13 protein-coding genes are annotated in these 15280 nt (G+C 39.2%); 1 reads left to right on the forward strand and 12 read right to left on the reverse strand.

Annotated features, from left to right (window positions below; genetic code table 11):
• Positions 1-279: 279 nt before the first annotated feature.
• Entirely contained in the window at positions 280-1476 is a 1197-nt protein-coding gene (gene norA, locus GNT69_RS03155) for a multidrug efflux MFS transporter NorA (protein WP_203553487.1), read from the reverse strand.
• Positions 1477-1593: 117 nt separating this feature from the next.
• Here norA and GNT69_RS03160 point away from each other — a divergent pair, with 117 nt between their 5' ends.
• Positions 1594-2415 carry a MerR family transcriptional regulator gene (locus GNT69_RS03160; RefSeq protein WP_203553488.1) on the forward strand — a complete coding sequence of 274 codons (822 nt, stop codon included), beginning with the start codon at positions 1594-1596 and terminating at the stop codon, positions 2413-2415.
• Positions 2416-2536: 121 nt separating this feature from the next.
• Here GNT69_RS03160 and GNT69_RS03165 read toward each other — a convergent pair whose 3' ends face one another.
• From GNT69_RS03165 to GNT69_RS03215, 11 genes are all read right to left on the reverse strand, one after another.
• Positions 2537-3364: a dimethyl sulfoxide reductase anchor subunit family protein gene (locus GNT69_RS03165; RefSeq protein ID WP_203553489.1), complete on the reverse strand. Its 828-nt coding sequence runs from the start codon at positions 3362-3364 to the stop codon at positions 2537-2539.
• 22 nt (positions 3365-3386) lie between these two features.
• Positions 3387-3923: a DMSO/selenate family reductase complex B subunit gene (locus GNT69_RS03170; protein ID WP_203553490.1), complete on the reverse strand. Its 537-nt coding sequence runs from the start codon at positions 3921-3923 to the stop codon at positions 3387-3389.
• A 216-nt stretch (positions 3924-4139) separates the two neighbouring features.
• Positions 4140-6713, reverse strand: coding sequence for a molybdopterin-dependent oxidoreductase (locus GNT69_RS03175; protein WP_203553491.1), 2574 nt, complete (start codon positions 6711-6713; stop codon positions 4140-4142).
• A 15-nt stretch (positions 6714-6728) separates the two neighbouring features.
• A complete protein-coding gene (locus GNT69_RS03180; RefSeq protein WP_343206440.1) occupies positions 6729-7439 on the reverse strand; it encodes a TorD/DmsD family molecular chaperone in 711 nt (236 codons plus the stop codon).
• A 20-nt stretch (positions 7440-7459) separates the two neighbouring features.
• Positions 7460-8776, reverse strand: a complete 1317-nt coding sequence (locus GNT69_RS03185; RefSeq protein ID WP_203553492.1) for a radical SAM protein — start codon at positions 8774-8776, stop codon at positions 7460-7462.
• A gap of 597 nt (positions 8777-9373) precedes the next feature.
• Positions 9374-10471 carry a DUF4179 domain-containing protein gene (locus GNT69_RS03190; RefSeq protein ID WP_203553493.1) on the reverse strand — a complete coding sequence of 366 codons (1098 nt, stop codon included), beginning with the start codon at positions 10469-10471 and terminating at the stop codon, positions 9374-9376.
• Positions 10455-10997 carry a sigma-70 family RNA polymerase sigma factor gene (locus GNT69_RS03195; RefSeq protein WP_203553494.1) on the reverse strand — a complete coding sequence of 181 codons (543 nt, stop codon included), beginning with the start codon at positions 10995-10997 and terminating at the stop codon, positions 10455-10457. The genes GNT69_RS03190 and GNT69_RS03195 overlap by 17 nt, the downstream gene beginning before the upstream one ends.
• 217 nt (positions 10998-11214) lie before the next feature.
• Positions 11215-11859, reverse strand: a complete 645-nt coding sequence (locus tag GNT69_RS03200; protein ID WP_203553495.1) for a YczE/YyaS/YitT family protein — start codon at positions 11857-11859, stop codon at positions 11215-11217.
• A gap of 254 nt (positions 11860-12113) precedes the next feature.
• Positions 12114-13124 (reverse strand): nucleoside hydrolase, encoded by a 1011-nt coding sequence (locus GNT69_RS03205; protein WP_203553496.1) that lies wholly within the window; start codon positions 13122-13124, stop codon positions 12114-12116.
• A 35-nt stretch (positions 13125-13159) separates the two neighbouring features.
• Positions 13160-14044, reverse strand: a complete 885-nt coding sequence (gene rbsK / locus GNT69_RS03210) for a ribokinase (RefSeq protein ID WP_203553497.1) — start codon at positions 14042-14044, stop codon at positions 13160-13162.
• Positions 14045-14056: 12 nt separating this feature from the next.
• On the reverse strand, positions 14057-15031 hold the full coding sequence (locus tag GNT69_RS03215; protein ID WP_203553498.1) for a LacI family DNA-binding transcriptional regulator: 975 nt from the start codon (positions 15029-15031) through the stop codon (positions 14057-14059).
• Between the last annotated feature and the right edge of the window lie 249 nt (positions 15032-15280).

Below are 15280 nucleotides of genomic sequence, written 5' to 3' on the forward strand. Positions count from 1 at the left end.
AAGGATAGGAATATTAATTGAAAACAGTAGTTTTATCATCATAAAACAACGCTCAGATTTTCTCTGAGCGTTGTTGTTCTTTCATTTTGAATATTCGTTCCTTCATGTCATTGCCCACACCGTCTTGATACAAATCGACTAATGCACTTGAGCCGAACCCGTTAAGAGGGCTTGCCAAATTGTTTTAGCTCAGTGGCCACCTTGATTCACTTTTGCACATTAACACTGCAGCTTAGTTGAGCGGAGTGCTGATTCCATCGACGAAATAAATGGGGATATTTATGAAAACGGTACAACCGTCCCCCTGTTTTCGCTAATAGGTTTTGCTTGCTTCTGCCATAATAAAGTTAGGATAACTCCTAATGCTAGGACTACAGTTGCAAAATAGTAGGGGTAATTAATATCAATGTCAAATAAGATTCCTCCAATAATTGGTCCGCTAATGTTCGCTAAACTTGTAAACATTGAGTTCATTCCACCTACGAAACCTTGTTCATTTCCAGCGATATTCGAAAGATAAGTGGTAACAGCTGGTCGGAATAAATCGAACCCTACAAAAACGACAAACGTAACAAGTAAAATTGAAAAATAGGAATGAACAACGGTCATTAGATAGACAAGGATACCCGATATAAGTAAGCTGTATCGAATCAGTTTAATTTCACCCCAAATTCTAGTGAGCTTGTCAAAAAGGAGAACTTGTGCGAATGCACCAACAACGGCCCCACCTGTAATAACAATGGCAATATCTGAAGGAGTAAATTTAAATTTATGATCTACAAACAAACTAAAGAACGATTCGAAAGCCGCCAAACCAAACGAGGCAATAAAAATTAACATAAATGCAATGAAGTATTTTGGTTCAAGAATCCGTGTCAAACCATTTTTACTTACTGGAGATTGTTCATTATTTTCTGTTGCACGTTCTGGCTCAGATACAAAAATAATCGTTAAAATTGCAGCTATTGTACCAAGTGCACCTGCAAAGAAGAATGGTGTACGTGTTCCAAACTCTGCTAAAAATCCACCGATTCCTGGACCAATAATAAATCCTGTACTAATTGCAGCTGACATATAGCCTAGTGCTTTCGGGCGAGTTTCCAAGTTTGTTATGTCCGCAATAAATGCAGTCACAGCCGGCATAATGAAGGCAGCACTTACACCACCTAAAATCCGCGAAATAAATAACACTTCGATTTCTTTGCCAAGCCCAAATAAAAATTCTGAGAAGCCAAAAATAAATAAACCAAGAACGATCATAATTTTTCTTCCAAACTTATCGACAGCTTTCCCGGCAAGCGGGGAAACAATCAATTGTGCAAAAGCGAAAGCAGCCGTGAGATAACCAACCGTCGTTCCATTTATCCCCAACTCCTTCATCAATGTAGGTAAGACTGGAATGACGAGACCAATTCCCAGGAAGGCTATGAATAAATTAAATAATAATAATCCTAAAATAATTTTATTTGACTTCATTTCAACATTCTCCTCACCAAAACAAATGACCTTAAATAGGTCCTATTCATTGGTTTTCTTTACTGCATTTATCCTACTGTATATAGTAACTATATAGTCAAGAATGGCGGTGTAAAAATGGAGAAAAAAAGTGTAAATTATTTAACTACAGGTGAATTTGCAAAGCTTGTCAACGTGAACAAACAGACACTCTTTTACTATGATCAAATCGGTCTATTGTCTCCGATTTTTAAAAATGAAAAAGGATACCGTTATTATTCAGTTAACCAAATAGAGTTATTTTATATGATTGATTTATTAAAAGATCTTGGGATGTCGCTAAATGATATTCAACAATACACGCAAAATAAATCTCCTGAAAGTTTTTTAACTTTAATGTATCAAAAGAAAGAAGAGATTGTGAAAAAGCGCCAAGAAATTGAACTGAAGGAAAAACTTATTGAAACAAAAATAGCCTTAATGGAAGAGGCCTCACAACTTAACTTTGATCAAATTACGCTTGAACATTTACCAGAAGCGACACTTTATTTAAGCAGAAACATCGAAAATATTACCGATGAAAAATTTGTAGAGGTTCTTTCGGAATTTATTGGTGAATTGAACGAATTACAGCTTGATACTGGCTATCCGATAGGGGGGATAATGAAACGGGAACATGTTTTAAAGGGTGATTTCTCTAAATACAGCTATTTATACATTGAGCAACCACATCCCAAGGAGGGATATCCATATTTCCAGGCTGTAAAGGGTACTTTTCTGATTGGTTATCATATTGGAGATGACAAAACCATCCATCATACATACAAAAAGCTTTTATCAGAGTTGGAACGATTAAATTTAACGTTAGGGGAATTTGTTTATGAAGAATATATTTATGATACCCTTGTGAGGAATCAAAAGGAACAATACGTTACCAAGATTATGATACAGGTCAGGTGAAACGCCGGGACGGTTCTGCTGTTTCATTTGAGGAAAACACTGAGATGTTCTGAGGACCTACTCTATCGATATGTAAATAGAAATATTTGGAGGAACGGCAGAACCGTCCCCCTGTTTCACTTTAAGCTCCTAACACATAAAACACATAACGGCTCATGCCTTCGGCGACTACAAGGACCGCTAAGGCTGCATAAAGGAAGGAATAATTTAATTTCGGTTTACTGCTTAGCGATAAGTAACCTAGTACGGCTAATCCTGCCAATTCAATGAACCACCGTATGCCAATCATTGTTGAATATGGAGCAAGTTTCGCTGCCGCTGTTCCACCAGAAATTAACTGTACTTCCGGAGTGTAAGCAGCAAACATCGCTGAACCGATTATTTGAATACCAATTCCGAAAATCCCGACCGCAAATGCGATTTTAACAATCTTTCTTCGTTGTTCTGCTTTTAACGATGGAATCAATAGACCGGCACCGAGGACAGGTCCTAACGCAAATGCGGTTCCAAAGAAAACAGCATAAGTATTAAAATGATCCCAACCATTGACCCGTGTGAACGCATATGTTTGTGCCATCGAAAAGATCGCCATAAGTCCAATCAAACCAGTGATTAATAAAAAGATGGGCTTCACTTCTTTTGACAGAACAGCCAGTAAGGCCAGAAGGCAGATCAGCCCGATGAACGCACCTACAAACACAATTTCATTGCTCATCCAAGAGCGGCCAAATCCGCGAATTGTATGAATCGCAGCCATTGGGCTTCCTAAGTGAAAGAAAGAGCCAGCCAGACCAATGAGTGAAACGACGGCAAGCATGACTAATGGCATTTTAAGCGTAGCTGTTCCTGTATTCTTTTCCACTAGCTGGCTGAAATACCATAAAAATAACACACCGCCAACAACTGCCGGGACGGCAACGGTGAAAATTAATAACGACCATTCATGCATGTTTTTATCCTCCTTTCGCTATTTACTTATTATTAATGACTAAATTTGGTTTTGTAATCGATGAACTTGGCAAACCTTGAATATCTGCATTTGCACCATATTTTTTACGCAATTCATCAATCGGACCAAACTCGATTGCCCGCATCAGACATGAAGAAACACAAACTGGATCTTCGCCATTTTCCCGTAAATCAATACATGTATCACATTTTGACATCTTTCCAAGCGCTTCATCGTATTGTGGAGCTCCATAAGGGCAGTTCCATTCACAATATCTACAGCCTGCACATTTGTCTTGATCGACTAAAACAACTCCATCTTCGTTACGCTTAAACATGGCTCCGGTCGGACAGCCGACAACACATGCTGGTTCATCGCAATGATTACAAGAAATAGACACATGCCACATCGATGGTTTTGGAAACGCTCCTGCTTCAAAATCATAGACTCTGCGGAAATTTCTTCCTACTTCAAGATCATTTTTATCTTTACATGCAACCGTGCAAGTTTTACAACCAATACATTTTTTTACATCTATATAAAATCCTACTTGTTCCATCTCGTTGTCCCCCCTCTTTCAAATGTAAGACTCAATAATTCAAATTTCCCCAATGGTGTTTTTCTGATGCACAGGACGGATTAGTATGAGGTCTATAATTCCACTGGTTTTGAAAAAATGGGAATGTTTAGGGAAACGGTAGAACCGTCCCCGCGTTTCCCCTCACCATGTTCCACCTGGGAATAATTAGGGAAACGGCAGAACCGTCCCCGTGTTTCACAAATAATTAATCACTCGTTGCGGTAGTTCGACATCTGGCTGTAGCTTTTCGCCTTTCCATTTTTCGACTTTTACGATTTGGGTGTTGTATCCTTCTGTCCCGAGTCCAGTTGCGAATGAGCCGGTGAGGATGTTTTCTGACCCCGCTTTGTCGATCTGATCTTTTTCATTCATGTCGACCCATGGACCGTGTGGCAATGATACGACTCCAGGCATCAGTGTTTCTGTAAGTGTGGCAGGGCGTAATGTTTTCCCGTATTCACTTGTAATGAGAACTGTATCGCCTTCGTTTATCCCTAAGCTTTGGGCATCTTTTTTATTTAAATAAACCGCATTTGACCATGCTTCTCTTAAATAAGGGACATTATCTAACGTACTATGTGAGCGTCTTAAATAATGAGGGTTGACTAATTGGAATGGGTATTCGCCTTTTTCTTTGTTATCCCAATTTTTAAATGTGTCCTCATAGCCTTTTGCTTTTGGCAAGTATTTAGGGATTGGTGGGACTTCACTCCAAAGCTTTTTAGAAGCCTCGTTCAGTGATTTTGAATAAATCTCGAATTTCCCAGTTTCTGTTGTTAATGGATTCGCTTCCGGATCTTTAATAAAATTCTCATAAGCGATATATCCATAATGATCATTTTTCGAGCGTTTTACCTGATAAATCCCTGTATTTATAAAATCATTCAATGTGATTCTTCCTGTTTGTGGAGTTCCGTCAACGCCCCACTCATTAATATCTTTTTGAGTGATTGTTAGCAATGGCTCATACTCGCTACCATCTTCTTTCATCACGGTCGTGCCAGCTAATTTATTGAAAAATTGCTGCTTCTCACTAATTGGGTACACTTCATTCGGATCTTTGCCTAATCGTTTCAATAATTCTGCAGCGACCCATTGATCATGCTTTGCTTCGTATAATGGGTCAACGATTTTCGAATGAACGATTAACATTTCCCGGTTCCCAGAAAGCAAGCCGCCTTCCCGCTCCCATTCAGTCGTAATTGGAAGAACGATATCTGCATATTTTGCGTGAGTCGTTAATACATAAGCATTGGCAACAACGAAGTCCATGTTGCGGTGAACTTCAATGGCATCCATTAAGCCAATTTGGCCATTCAATGATTGGAATTCATGGTAAATCATTTTTATATTTAACGGTTTTTCCCCGTCGCCATTGCTTACATATTTCCCTGCTTTGATGGCACTGTAAATTTCTGCTAAGTTGACTGAAATGTTTACTGGGTTCTCGACCGCTGGTAAGCCAGCGCCGCCAGGAACAACTAAATCAGGGCCTCCATTGGCTGCAAAAGAGTGAACGGATAAACCAGTCATGCTTCCTTTTCTGCCGATGTTTCCAGTCATATAGCCAAGAGTCATAAAGCCTTGAACAACTCCTTCAGCATTATTGATTCGCGCAGGTGCCCAGCCTGTTAATAAAGCGACTCTTTTTGTGCTACCAATCTGTCTTGCCACGTTTCGAATCATTGCCGCATCTACACCGCAAATTTCCGCAGCCCATTCTGGACTTTTCGCTTGTCCATCATAGGTTCCTAATACATAATCTTTTAAGTTATCTTCACGAGCAGCGCCTTCTGGCATATGATCGGCATCAAAACCGACTGTACAGCGATTTAACACATCCCAGTCGATTAGTGGATTTGTCATCGGATCATCTTCTTTAATCAGGACATGCATGATTGCAAGAATTAAAGCATCGTCCGTACCTGGTCGAACTGGAACCCAATCGGCATCAAACATATTTGCAGCATCTGTATATTTAGGGTCAATAACGATGAATTTCGCTCCTGCTTTCTTTGCCTGCCAGTAATTGTTCATCGGCATTCCTGGTGAGCTCCAAGCAGGATTTGCTCCCCATAAAACAATCAGTTGAGAATTAAGAAGATCATAGCGATCATTCACTGGAGGAATGGAATAGCCTTCAGAAGAGCCGATGTATGGGCTTGTTGTTAACCAGCCACCATATGAAGAGGTTCTCCAATCTCTAACACAGCCACCAAACTTTGATAACATTTTCACATGTTCGCCCGAACCAGATGCCCAAATTGCTTCATTGCCGTACTGGTTCACAATTCGGTTCGTCTCATCAGCGACATAATCTAATGCCTCGTCCCAAGAAATTCGCACCCATTCGTCTTGTCCACGCAGTTCTTTTTTTCCACCGCCTGGTTCCCAATTTTTTCTCTTCATTGGGTATTTCAAGCGATCTGGTCCGAAAATTTGCTGTCTTTGTGAACGTCCGCGTAAACAACCTCTTTGCTGTGGGTAATCAACACTATCCTCGTGGGTATCATCCGTTTTTTGACGAACGACGACGCCACCTTGTACAAGCACTTTGTTTAAACAACGTCCACCGCAGTTATGCCAGCATGCCGCGGTTTTCCAGACGCCCTCTCCCTCTAGTCCTTCGTTAGCAAGTTGTGCTTCTGCATTGGCAATTAAGCCGCGACCGACTGGGATTGCTGCTGTTGCTGCAACTGCAGATGTCCAACCGATAAAGGATCTTCTTGTTATTTTAAAATCTTGGATTTTTTTGATTAAATCAATCATGTTCATTGCCTCCTTTTAGACAATTTCAGTATTCACCAATTGCTTGAGGACTTCTGAGTCGACCTGTAAGTAATGATGTAAAATTTTTGCTAAGCCAGCATAAAATTCTGTATTTGCTTCTTTTCCTACAAGCTCACTAAATTGCGGAACAAATTTTAACAAATGGTCTTGTAGAAATTGATGTTGTTCTTTAATTAACTTACTAAAAGCGCGGTATTCATCAGGATTTCCACCTTCCGCTACTTCAAGGCAAAATTTATTTAGATGAAACATGAAATCGAGCTCTAAGCCGATATGATCATCCGCTTCAATATTGTAATCCGTCACTTCAATTGCATATTTTTCATAAATTTTACGAACATTCATCGTCGTTCCTTGAAAAAGGAGCTTATCTTTGCGAACATACGCCGACTCCCAAGGAGGAGTAGGAAGCTCAAATGGACCGACGAACATTCTAGTATAATCCCAATGTAAATCATCATAATGTTTTTCGATATTGACGACGTCATGAGTTGCCAAATAGGATTCTACTTGGTTCATTCCTGCTCGTATGCCTTCTGAATCGTCAGCAAACGGAAATAATTTGATCATATTTTTTTGAACAAATTCTTTTAAATATTCTTTTGACGGTTCTTCGATAAAAAACCTTCTCAACATGTCATAAGCAAAATGCCTAGCGTAAAAAATATTAACGGCTTCTTGTACCGATAGGACTGTTTTCGTCACGTCGATTCCCCATTTCTTTTTTAAATATCTTGTTCTTCGAATAAAGCTGGTGTTGTCCATGCAATATCGACTTCACGAATTTGCGTGCCTTCTTTTCCTTGTTCAATGACATTGGATGAAATAATCAAGTCAATATTCTTTTTCCCGAAATACTTGATTGCATCGATTGGAAATTGAATATAATCAAAATCTGCATTGAATTCATAAGAGATTTCTTGCTGATCTAACAGTTCTTTCACTTTCCGTTGATCTTTCCCAAATGCTTTTGCTGTTTTTAAGAAGTAATCCCTTTCGGAAAATGTATACAGCTCTCCAATTGTATGATCAATATTTTGTTGATAAATTTGTCCGGTAAACTTGTTTTCTAACGAACAATAATGAACGCCTAGATTCAATTTGTTCTCAATCGCAAATTCAACAAGTTCTAAACAGATTTGCTCACTTTCAGCGACAGCGAGGCCGCCTGCATACCAATAATTATAAAAGATTTCATAAGGCGGGTTTTTTAATTTAAAACCTTTCTCGCGAAATGGTTGTGGATTTTCAAGCGGGAAGCAGAACTCTAATAAATTGATTCCGAAAATCTCTAACTCTTCTAATTCAAGTATGAGCTCTTTCATTGCCTCTTTTGTTCCTGGAATGACAGGCATTTCAACCATCACTCTCGGAATATATTGTTTCGCCAAGGCAATCTTTCCTAAAATATGCTTTTGTTTTTGTGAAGAATCTTCCATTTTAATGCTAAAACGAATTTCATCTAGATGATATTTATTGAAACTTTGCAGTGTTTCTTCATCTAAAAGGTCCCCTGCCGTATATAATCTTGTATACGTCTCAGGTGTGAGTTCATCCGCTTTCCGGAAGAAATCAATCGCTTCTTCCTTATGCAATAACGGCTCTCCTCCTGTTAAGGCAAGATGCTTTAGTTTCACACCACTAGCTAAAAGATCTGTCAGTTCCTGATTCACATTTTTTTTATTTTTCAAATAGAATTGATAATTGTCTTGGTTTTTATTAAAGCAAAAATAGCAATCTCGATGGCAATTTAACGAAACAAAGGAGGTGTAACTCCCTGTTCCTGTTTGACAAGCCTCACATGCGCTTGAGATTTTCCCATTCGAAACGATGCTTTTTTCGTTGTTTCGAACCAAGGCCCCACAGTTTTTTAGTTCAGTAATTTTGTTTCTTCTATAATCATTTTCTTGTTCTAATGGCAGCCCAAATGATTCGATCGTTTCTAAAGTTTGACTCTTTATTGAAGAATAGATTTGCGAATAATCTACAAGCGATTTATTTTTAATCCGTGCAATCGTACCGGCTGTTAGTTCAGTTAACATGGAGTTCACCCCTTTATTATTCTTACCTTATTTACATTTAACATAGTGTTTAACTTCACATTTAGTAACTAAACAAATTATAGCATTGCAATTATATAAACGAATTATTGCCAATCATCGTTCACTAATTGTTAAAAACATAGTTACAATAAAATGATAACTGCGATTGATTCTCAATTAGTTTTGTGAAAACGTACTACTTTCAGTGACGATTTAGCGAATTGGTGTGATGAATATCACTCGGCGCGTCACTGTGACGCCCCGAAGTTTATCGAATTTTGTCGAATTTGAAGGGTTGCCTTTCCTACTCACTAGGGGCAAGCTTCACATTAACCGAGTAGGAACTGACACACTGGCAATAACTGTTCAAAACTGTTAACAATTTTTAGGGCCTATAAAAAGGGATGTAACAAATTTTAGATTTGTTACATCCCTAGTTAATTTTAAGTTGTGGTCTCGTTTGTTCGTTTTACTCTACGATTTTGTCCATATACTCTACGATTTTTCCCGTTTACTCTACGAAATCATTTGTTTATTCTCCAAAATCGTCAACTCACTCTATAAAAGACAATATGTGGAAGGCCAAATCTGGCCCTTTTAATTCTGGACATTCGACAAAATTCGGGGCGTCACTGTGACGGTAAAAGACTCAAACTCAACTGGCTTTATAGAATTCCCTTTATATTCCAACTGTCTTTCGTTGCCATTTCCGTCAATTTCCACGCCGCCACCGGCTGAGGGAATGACTAAATACGGAGTGATTGTCAATTCGGTCACCTTCGAATCAATCGGGTCAAATTGCTTATTACTCGTAAACATAATATGGTCCTTAACCCTTTCACCTGATGCTCCACCTGAGCGACCTGTAATTTCATTTCCATCTTGATCAACGACTAAAAATTCAATATTTCCTCCGCGACTTAGCTCAAAATCTGTTTCCACTTCCGAACTCTTATAGGCGATACTTACACCTGTTTCACTAACAGACATTTCTGTTACATAAAGGGTCAAACCATCAACAGTCTGTGAATGTTGCACCGGAATTTTATGAATGTCGGTAATTTTTTCAACAGGAGTTGAGAAATACCACGTTTCTCCATTTTCCCCATGTAACATTAACCCAAGTTCGAACTTCTCAGGAATATCTTCGGTCACATTGATTTCTTGAATCGCCGTCCGAGTGGTTGCCGATAGAATATCTTCCCCGTAACTCCCGGTGTATCTAGTAGGGTTTTTTCCATTAATTACAAAATTCATCCCAGCACCAAAATAAAACTGATCAAGTTCCTTATCAGATTCAATGAAAAGACCGATCGTAATATTATTTTGATCATATAAAATTTCAGCAAGCGTTACGGAAATTCCATTGATCGTCTGCGTCTCGCCAATTTCATTCGTTAACCCATTTTTTTGAGCTTGTTGTAAACCGATTAGATCAGAGTTCCCGAAAACCGAACCGATAATCGGGAGTTGCGACAAACTGCTTGCTAATGTCGGAGAATAGTAAGAGGAACCTACCAATATTCCAAAAACCGCTGCCACACTACTCAAAGCATAGAGTATTTTCCTTTTCCTATTAGGTCTTCTAAAACGAGGTGTATCTAATTGCTCTTTCGCCTGAACAATTCCCGAACGGATAGCGGAACGAACTTGATCTCGTGGAAACTCCTCGAAAGAATCATGTGATTTTTTCATTTAATTGATAACTCCTTTCTAACTCCTTTTTTAATTTTTCCCTCGCCCTCCGTAAATTCGTTTTCACTGTCCCAACCGGCTTTTCCAACACCTCAGCAATATCCTTAATTGACAGATCATGATAGTAAAATAAGATGATTGAAGTTTGATAGGACGAATTTAGCCGCGATAATGCCTCCCTTAAATGAAAACAATCAATCTCTTCGTCCTGCTTGCGATCTAATTTCTTCAACAATTCGCTTTCCTCATAAGGAATCATCTGGTCTCGTTCTTTTAACAGCCGATAACATTCACGGATTAAAATTCGAAACAACCAAGTGGAAAAATACTCTGGGTTTCGCAATTGGCCGATCGCCAGGTATGCATTGTACGCCGTTTCCTGAATCGCATCCAAAGCATCTTCTTTGTTGCCAACGTAAGAAAGTGCCTTATAATAGAGCATCTTTTCTTCTTTAAAAAGCAACTCTTCAAAAGCTTCAGCGTCCCCTTTAATTGCTCGTTTCACCGTATATAAATCATGCTTCATCGTGTGATCACTCCCTCCTTTCACTAATTAGAGTGAATCTGGGTGTGCAAAAGTTTCAACTTCCCCATTTTTCCTGAATTATTTTGGTTTTATTAATATATAGACTATCAGACAGATAAAGATAAAAAAAAGCATGTTTTGATCTGTTTAATCAAAACACGCTGCATAATTTAGCCGAGCGAGGGCCATCTCCTAAAATTCGACAAATTCCGGGGCGTCACTGTGACGCCATTCTTTTTTCAAAAACTTGAGTTAAGTATTGAATAGCAGGCCCAGTACCTAATGCGGTTACGATCGTGATTATTCCGAATTTCCCACCTAATAAAACACCAATCACGAGGAGGCAGAGGTCCATCGTTACTTTTGCTCTTTTCATGCTCCATTTCGTTTTATCCCGTAGCGTCAACATTAATCCGTTAATCGGATCCACCCCGATTTTACAAGCAATAAATAAACTAAGACCGACGAAGAACAGTGTGCACCCGACAACTCCTCCTAAAATCCTCTGAAAATAGATACTATTATCAAACAGGAGCGGATAAAGATAGCTACCAAAAGAAACTAAAAAACCATACGGAATCAAATATAATAATGTACCAATATTTATATATCTCCTGCCAAAGAATAGCAATATTAAAATTAAGGCTATGTTGATATAATTCGCAACGACCCCTAATTCTGCCTGCGTATAATCTAGCGTAATTCGAATCCCATCATAAACAATTCCAACCGGATCGTTGCCTAGCAGAGTTTGATTATTAAATGCTACGCCAATACATAGCATAGAAATTCCAATCATCGAGAAAAACATTTTCTTTCGTGTGATTCTTGGAAAATCCGATTTATTCCGTTTCTTCTTCATGAGCTACCTTTTCTGACCTCTCACCTTTGTATTTTATCTTTTCAATTTCTTTTTCCATATGTCCTCCTTCATTCTTACCACATGTCTTCCTATAAGAATGAACACCGTTTTACTTGAATTTTTTCAGAATAATAAAAAACGAGAAAAATCGCAACTGCAAATGCAAAGAAAGAAGCGACTTCCCCAAGTTAGGAAAATCGCTTTCATTCAAAAAACCTTAACGGTATGATAAAGAAACTTCCATCAGAGGGATCTTACTTCCCGTTAATCTGCGATAAAATATATTTGTTATACATCGTATAAGATTCTGGGAAGCATAGGTTAAAAAAGGCCTTTTTAAAAGCAATATTGTCAATCCCCATATAAACATTTGCGTTTTTCGGCTCGGCATCCCCAGGGGAAAATTGGACTACTGTCTGCCCTTTGCAAATTCCTTCACATTCCATTTTTAAGTTAACCCGTTGAAAAACATCGTCCTCACCGCTCAAACTAGGGTCTAGTGCTAGCATGACCGCCACTAAATCATGAACAACTACCCCGGTGATTCGTAGCGACTTCCAATAAACTTCCAAATAGTGATCGGACATCTCACTTAATAATTTCCCCAACTCACCACACTCTGTCCGTAAAAAGAATAAATCATCCAAAGTGAAACGAGTTTGTTGGGTAACGTCTAAGCCAATCATATTGATTTCAACATCTTCTCCTAATTCATCAAAGGTCACCTTTGCTGCTTCAGGATCCGCCCAATAGTTAAATTCAGCGACAGGCGTACGGTTTCCATTGCGAACGCCACCACCCATCGACCAAATGGTTTTTACTTTTTTCATTGTTTCTCGGTCTTTTTGAATCGCTAACGCAATATTCGTTAGCGGGCCTAACGTAATCAATTCCACTTCTCCAGGGTTCGCTTTGACTGTTTCTAAAATAAAATCGACGGCATGGGTGTCCGATTTCTTCGAAAAGTCTGGAGTGAGTTGAACCGTTCCAAGCCCACTTTCGCCATGAACCGAACTTTCGATTTCATAGGCTTGATTCTGAGCCAATCTAGTTAAAGATGCCGGTGCCCCAGAATATACGTGGCAATCTGCATTCATTAAGTTGACGATTCCTAAAGCATTATTCACACAGGGATCGAGTCCAACATTTCCTGCAACGACCGTGATGCCTAAAACGTCGAAGCCCTCATAGGTCAAGGCCGCGACGATGGCATATGTGTCATCGATCCCAGGGTCTGTGTCAATGATAATCTTTCTTTTTTCCATGTTGTCACCCCACATAGTAATTGTATAAAATCTACCTATTTATCGGCTAGGAAAGTTTCCACTTCTGCCCGTGTCGGCATCCCAGCCTGGGCACCAAATTTTTGAACCGATAGTGCTGATGCTGCATTTGCAAATTTTATCGCCTGTTCCATGGTTTGCTGTTCAGAAAGTGCAACACATAATGCTCCATTGAACGTATCGCCTGCACCCGTTGTATCCACTGGAGTCACTTGATAAGCAGGGATCATCAACCGTTCATCGTTTACCCGATAAGAAACCCCATGCTCACCTTTCGTGATAATTAATTTGTCATCCAAGTCAGCAGTCATAGGATTGGCGTTAAACAACTGAGCGGCTTCGCCTTCGTTAGGGGTAATATAAGTTGCTTTATTCCAGTAGTCAAATGGGATTGTTTTAGCTGGTGCCGGATTAACAATAATCGGAATCTTGTTTGCAGCACATAAATCTAGGCAGAACAACACAGTCTCAACAGGAATTTCGAACTGAATGAGGACAAGATCACTCGCTAAAATTTCTTTTTCATATTGTTGCACGTATTCCGGGGTTACTTCATTATTAGCTCCTGGGACAATAATGATGCGGTTATCTTGATTCGAAAGGATAATATTTGCAACGCCTGTATTTATATTTGGAACCTTTTTAATCATGTTTGTTAAAATATTTTCATTTGCTAATGCTTCGAGCATATCGGAGCCATTTTTATCTTCGCCGACACAGCCAATCATTTGGACATTTGCTCCTAGGCGAGCAGCTGCTACCGCTTGGTTCGCGCCTTTTCCACCCGGCTTCGTTTCGAACGTTTCTCCTATCGCCGTCTCTCCTTGACTTGGCAAGCGATTCGTACCCGTTATGAGATCGACATTTATACTTCCAATCACTGTGATAGTAGGGTTCTTCACATTATCCCTCCTCTAATTCTTCGTCGTCTTTCCTTTTACTAGTTTCGTTGGAAACTCATAAAATCGTTTGTCTAATTCCTGTTTTTCGATTTGCTGATTTAATAAATCTACCGCTAATGCACCCATATCGTAAATCGGTTGTTCAATCGTAGTTAATGAAGGAATAAACATTTTCCCCATTTCGATTCCATCGAACCCAACAATTTGCAAATCATCTGGGATGGCCAATCCTAAATTATGAGCCGCTCTAATTACACCAATTGCTACCGAATCACTGCTAGCAAAGACTCCATCAATCTTTGGATGATCTTTTAAAAGCTTATAAGTGATTTCTTCAGCTGCTCTTACATCAAAGATTGTTTCCATCACGACATAGTCTACATGAGCCTCCTGAACAACTTCTAAAAATCCTTTCTCACGGTCATCAGTTGTGATAAGCCCACTAGGACCTCGTAAATGGGCAATCGATTGACAGCCAACTTCAATTAGATGCTTTGTCGCATTTATTGCTCCAACTCTATTCTCTGAAATGACCGTTGGAATCGTACTATTTATCGTTCGATCCAATGCCACCACCGGTAAATGAAATTCTGTATAATTTTCCGCTTCTAATTGGCTGGTTGACACGATAATTCCATCAATCCCCTTTTGCTCAAGTGAACTGATATAATCCGACTCCGTTTTTGAGCTCCCATCTGTATTACAAAGAATAACGGTATATCCGTAAAATCGCGCTCGGTCTTCTACAGCACGTGCTAGGGCTGGGAAGTATGGATTCGTAATATCAGGTAAAATCAGACCAATGATGCTCGAAGTTTTTTTATACAGTGTACGAGCAACAAGATTTGGCCGATACTTTAATTTTTCAATCGACTCGTTTACCCTTTTTTTTGTCTCCTCACTCACTTGACCTTTATTATTTAATACCCTTGACACTGTTGCCACCGACACGTTTGCATGTTTTGCAACTTCTCTTATTGTTACCATTTGTATCACCTTAACATTCTATATTTTTATCTTCATAACAATGAAGAATGGGAGTGCCTGGCAAATGATTAAATAGCATTACGGACAAGTTCAGCCTGTGTATCTAGCACTTGCATTGATTGCCTTCGGCCAAACATTGCCCACTCTATCTAGTATGGAAATAATCAGGAAGAAGCTGGTTGCTAAATAAGCAACCGCTCCTTTCCCTTGTGTCATTCATCGTTCAGTCAAACGATCCAATATCAGGTC

The organism is Bacillus sp. B15-48, from assembly GCF_016879755.1.
Taxonomy (GTDB): Bacteria; Bacillota; Bacilli; order Bacillales; family Cytobacillaceae; genus Mesobacillus_B.